The sequence below is a fragment of the Microcystis sp. LE19-84.1B genome (assembly GCF_027531875.1).
Classification (GTDB): domain Bacteria; phylum Cyanobacteriota; class Cyanobacteriia; order Cyanobacteriales; family Microcystaceae; genus Microcystis; species Microcystis panniformis.
In genome coordinates this window covers 1-4,367 of sequence record NZ_JAPZSR010000023.1, presented here as the reverse complement: position 1 = coordinate 4,367, position 4,367 = coordinate 1, and the positions used below count along the sequence as shown (strand labels likewise).

4 protein-coding genes and 3 pseudogenes are annotated in these 4,367 nt (G+C 41.7%); 4 read left to right on the top strand and 3 right to left on the bottom strand.

Annotation, left to right across the window (positions count from 1 at the left end; genetic code table 11):
• Positions 1-35 precede the first annotated feature (35 nt).
• Positions 36-1,187: an ISL3 family transposase gene (locus O9324_RS01270; protein ID WP_288139265.1), complete on the bottom strand. Its 1,152-nt coding sequence runs from the start codon at positions 1,185-1,187 to the stop codon at positions 36-38.
• 66 nt (positions 1,188-1,253) lie between these two features.
• On the opposite strand from O9324_RS01270, the pseudogene O9324_RS27405 reads away from it, so the two are divergent.
• The 4 genes and pseudogenes from O9324_RS27405 to O9324_RS01255 all read left to right on the top strand — a co-directional run.
• A pseudogene (locus tag O9324_RS27405) lies at positions 1,254-1,690 on the top strand (Eco57I restriction-modification methylase domain-containing protein); the annotation flags it as partial.
• 213 nt (positions 1,691-1,903) lie between these two features.
• A pseudogene (locus O9324_RS27095) lies at positions 1,904-2,035 on the top strand (potassium channel protein); the annotation flags it as partial.
• Between the two features lie 93 nt (positions 2,036-2,128).
• Positions 2,129-2,350, top strand: a complete 222-nt coding sequence (locus O9324_RS01260) for a DUF4278 domain-containing protein (protein ID WP_002766149.1) — start codon at positions 2,129-2,131, stop codon at positions 2,348-2,350.
• Between the two features lie 474 nt (positions 2,351-2,824).
• The gene (locus tag O9324_RS01255) at positions 2,825-3,286 is read left to right on the top strand and encodes a PPC domain-containing protein (RefSeq protein ID WP_002786024.1); all 462 of its coding nucleotides are present in this window, start codon (positions 2,825-2,827) and stop codon (positions 3,284-3,286) included.
• Here O9324_RS01255 and cobS read toward each other — a convergent pair.
• Together cobS and O9324_RS01245 are read right to left on the bottom strand one after the other, a co-directional pair.
• Positions 3,283-4,041: an adenosylcobinamide-GDP ribazoletransferase gene (cobS, locus tag O9324_RS01250; RefSeq protein ID WP_288139264.1), complete on the bottom strand. Its 759-nt coding sequence runs from the start codon at positions 4,039-4,041 to the stop codon at positions 3,283-3,285. The two genes, O9324_RS01255 and cobS, sit on opposite strands and share 4 nt — an antisense overlap.
• 214 nt (positions 4,042-4,255) lie before the next feature.
• Positions 4,256-4,367: pseudogene (locus tag O9324_RS01245) on the bottom strand (IS1 family transposase); the annotation flags it as partial.

The window sequence follows — 4,367 nt, the reverse complement described above, 5'->3', positions numbered from 1 at the left end:
GGGTCTATTGGACTGATGGTGATAAGTTTAACTAATCAATGATTGGCTGCTAACAGCCGTGAGCGCAGATGTTGAAAATTTCTTAACCCATAAGTCTGACGCAAAATTACACGACTACGATTATTTAAGCCTTCCATAGCTCCATTCGTTGTTCGATTAATAAAGTAATGGCAAATTCCTTCAAAGTGTTGTCTAATTGTCTCACATATTTCTCCATAGAAAACTTCAGCATTTTTCAGCCACCTTCTTAATTTCCTAGTTCCCCCACTAATCGTGCGAGTCCTTTCGTAGATTTCTCTTAATTCTTCTTTTTCTTCATAGGCGATTTGTAAAATAGGATAATCTTTAAGTAACCTAGATAGTTCTTCTTTTTCTTCTTTAGTTAAGTCCTCTCTATTACTCAGTAAAAGATGACGCATTCCCTTCGCTCTCATTCCTAATTTACATCGTATTTCGTTTAGTCTTTTGTTGACCATCTTCATGACATGAAAACGGTCATATACTATAATTGCATTAGGAAAAACCTCCTCGATCACTTTGACAAACCCTCCCCACATATCGATGCAAACTTCCTCCACTTTCTCTCGAATATCCTTTGGCTGTTGGCTTAGCACTTCTATAAGCTCTTCCTGAGTTCTACTCGCTATCACATCTATTAGACATTTTTTATCTAAATCACTCACCACTGCTCTGTATTTTTTTTGTCCTTTAGCAGTACTTATCTCATCTAATCCTATATGTTTTACTGGCTGCCAGTTTTTTTGATTCTTTTCTTCGCTTACCGCCTCGAAAATTGCCTGAATTTCATCCTCTTTTAGCTGCTCTTCTCGACTAACTTGTTTTACGGTTGTTGCCACTACTCTTCCGTATACATATTCCTCATAACGTTCCGTGTGATGTCGTTTGAATACCATCCCTTCTAGCTCTTCTGTTGTATATCTCCCACATTCACTACAGATAAACTGACGGCGAGGTACTTTCAAATACACTCCCCGACCACATATTGACAGATCTCGCACCAGTACCTCCCTCGTCTGATGTACATCCTCTGTATAATTTTCACAATGAGGACAAATAATGCCTTCCTTTAAGCTTTCAAGGCTAAGAAATATTAAGCCTTCTATTTCTTGAACTTTAACGACAGTCATGTCCGGTAGTTTAAGCAAACGGTCAAGGTGCCAGTCCATGGTCTTACCTCCAACTCTGTATCTCTATTATACCTTTTCCCCCTCAACTCCAGTTGAGCCAGTCGCTTTAAGTTTGTGATCTTAACTTTTGAAAAAATAAACAAACTCTTTCCTTTTCTGTGGATTTTATGCGTCACAATTTTGAGAAATTACAACGTTTTTTCCATCAAGATAGTTGAGTAATTAGCGTCGATTTAATCGGCAAACTATCCCCAGATTACCTCTCGGTAATCGAATTTAAACAAGATATAGATATTCCTATCGCTGAAAAAATGTCTCGTTTTCCTCTGCTAGGAGAAACCCTTCCCGATACAGGGAATCTCAAGTTAACTCAAGAACTTCAGATGACTAATGATAGTCATTTATTTAAAACTGAACCCGCAAAGGGAAGATTGCCCCTCTGGGAAGGAAAAATGATTCATCAATTCACCCATCGGTAGGCTTTACCGAAATACTGGTTAGATGAAAAACAAGCAAGACAAGCTTTATTAAAACGCTGTGAAACAGTAAACAGTAAACATCTCCAAAAATTATAACTCAATCACAGCTTGCTTTTATACTTTGTACTGATTAAGTAGGGTTTGCTGAATATCAGTATAATCCTTGCTAGGAAGAGTTTTTGGGACTTTTTTAACCAAAAAAGTGCAAGAAACAAACGTTGATAAATCGATCCGAGAGACTCAAAATCCTTACACTCACCCATCCACCCATCCACCCATCCCGACCATTCCACCATTCTACAGCAAGGCGATACGGTCATTTTATTAGGTCATCGGGGCGATGTTCCCAATTTTGCCCGTCGTTATGCTCTGCGTCGAGAAATGCGCTATCGGGGGTCTTCTTGGTAGGATATTTAACCAGAAAAAAGTTGAGCTTTTCTGGAATTAATTTCCCTGCGGATGGAGATATTACTAACTCACTAATTATCTCCAGAGACAGCTATGAAATTAACCTATCGCGGCATTCCTTACGACAAAAACCCCACTGCCACCGTTGCTTCCAGTCCGATGATTTTAAGCTATCGTGGTGTTCCCTATTTAAAAAACCGTGGTGTCGTTCAAACGATTCAGAAACCGGTAGCCGTTACCTATCGCGGTCAAGCCTATCATATCACTCAATCTTTAGCTTCTTTGCCCACGGAAGGATCCTCTTTAAGTTTTTAACTTCTAGTTCATTTTTCAATTAATCTCTTTTAAATATTGTCAATTAAGTAGCTGGTTATAATTAAATTAAAAATAGATTTTAGGTTCGATCCCCCCTGCCCCCCTTGATAAGGGGGGAAGCCGAAGGCGGGGGGATCCCCCTTGATAAGGGGGGTGCCGATCCCCCCTTAATCCCCCCTTGATAAGGGGGGTGTCTGACAACTTTTAACACCTACCTACTTAATGATTTTATTAATTACCTTAAACGGGTTGTATCTTCCCTCTTGCTCCCTTGCTCAAAGGGGGATTTTTTTATTTGTTTTGCCAACAAGGAATAACTACCTAAGCAAAATTAATTACACATATTTTTCCCTTCCGCAGTTCCGCAGTTCCAGCGTTCCCCCTTTCCGGAGTCTGAATTTAATTTTGTCGAACTGCTGATAGTTATCAGTTTTTTGTAGAATAGGGAGATTGAGAAAACGAACATCTGCCCCTATGACAAGATTCCCTTTGACTGGTCGCTATTCTAGTTTATGCGTCTTGCTCACTTTATTCTGGTTAAGCGGTCAATCTTTACCGGTGCGAGCAGAAAAAATCTATAATCCCGTCCCCCTCATCCTCAACAAAGAAATTAACGATACTCTCACCGACAAAGATATTCCCACGGGGGAGGGAGGGTTTGCTAGGGATTATACCGTAGATTTGGACAAGGATGATCAGGTGGCCATCGATCTCAAATCGGAAAACTTTGATGGAGTTTTAATTCTCCTGGCCGACGATGGTTCCACTGTAGCGGAAAATGATGATGGTCCCGATGGTGGCACTAATGCTCTCCTGTTTGCACGCATTACCGAGTCGGGTAAATATATTATTCGGGTGAGAGCTTTCGGAGAAACCGGTGGGGGAAAATTTACCCTGAAATTAACCCGTTTACGGGCCGTGGAGGGCAAAAATTAGCTAATTATTGTCAAAAAAACCAAGAATAGAGCCTCTGTCCACTCTACCACCGCACCGTAGGTATCGCCGGTGTGACCGCGAAGACGACGATATAACCAGTAACCAGTAAGCAGAGCGAGGGCGATTCCGGCACTAATGGCGATTATTCCCCAGCTTAGACCACCAAATAGGGCGATTAACCCCCAAATTACTCCCCCACAGTCCCAAGGCAGACAAAAAGCCACTTTATGAAAGGCTCCCTTACCGGTGGGTTTGAGGTAGGGATAAAGAGCGATCGCCATTACTTGCCCCCAACGTCCCCAAATTGGTGCTAAAATTAGGGCTAAGGCTCGATTATCGCTTAAATCGGTCAAAGCGGCGATTTTTAGCAGCAAAACCATGGTCACGGCCATGACTCCAAAGGCCCCAGTAACACTATCGGCCATGACCGCTAAACGACGCTGGGGGTCAGTGACAGCTAAACCATCGGCCGTGTCACTAACTCCATCAAGGTGTAGTCCTCCCGTTAGATAAACCCAAACTCCCACAAGGACAACCGCACGAGTCAGGGGTGGCATTCCCAGACCAGCTAGAGTTATATCGAGCAAAACCAGAATTAGACCCAAAAATAAGCCCACTAAGGGAATCCATCGGGCAATTCTGCCAAAATCAGGCCAGGCAATCGGAACGGGAATAATCGTGTAAAAAGCGATCGCACCTAAAAATGAGCGAATTTCTTGACAAATGAAGTTAAATATGGTAATCAATCTCCCCAATTCGATTCTGGTGTGGCAGTGTTTCTCATAAAGATGAAGTATAACCTAATTTTGTATCGGCCACCCTGTGGGATTTTCAAAATAACACGGTTACTTGTAATTTTATTAGGGAAAGTTTCTTGCGATCGCTCTATATAAGAGTAATATACGGAAAGATTTGTTAAAAAATGTGTATTTGGTGTGAGGGTGGTGATTCGGTAGTAGTGATGGCGGCTTAATCCTTTGCCAGCTGTGCGTTGTAGTCATGGATAAAATACCAAACAGCCCCAACGTGATTCTCCATTTTTTTAGAGAAAGATAGACTCTCTCTCACCAGCCGAGAAATC

What these genes read in the sequence shown, in the direction of transcription:
- O9324_RS01255 (WP_002786024.1), top strand. Translation starts at nt 2,825, where the DNA reads ATGACAAGATTCCCTTTGACTGGTCGCTATTCTAGTTTATGCGTCTTG.
- O9324_RS01270 (WP_288139265.1), bottom strand. Translation starts at nt 1,187, where the DNA reads ATGGACTGGCACCTTGACCGTTTGCTTAAACTACCGGACATGACTGTC.
- O9324_RS01260 (WP_002766149.1), top strand. Translation starts at nt 2,129, where the DNA reads ATGAAATTAACCTATCGCGGCATTCCTTACGACAAAAACCCCACTGCC.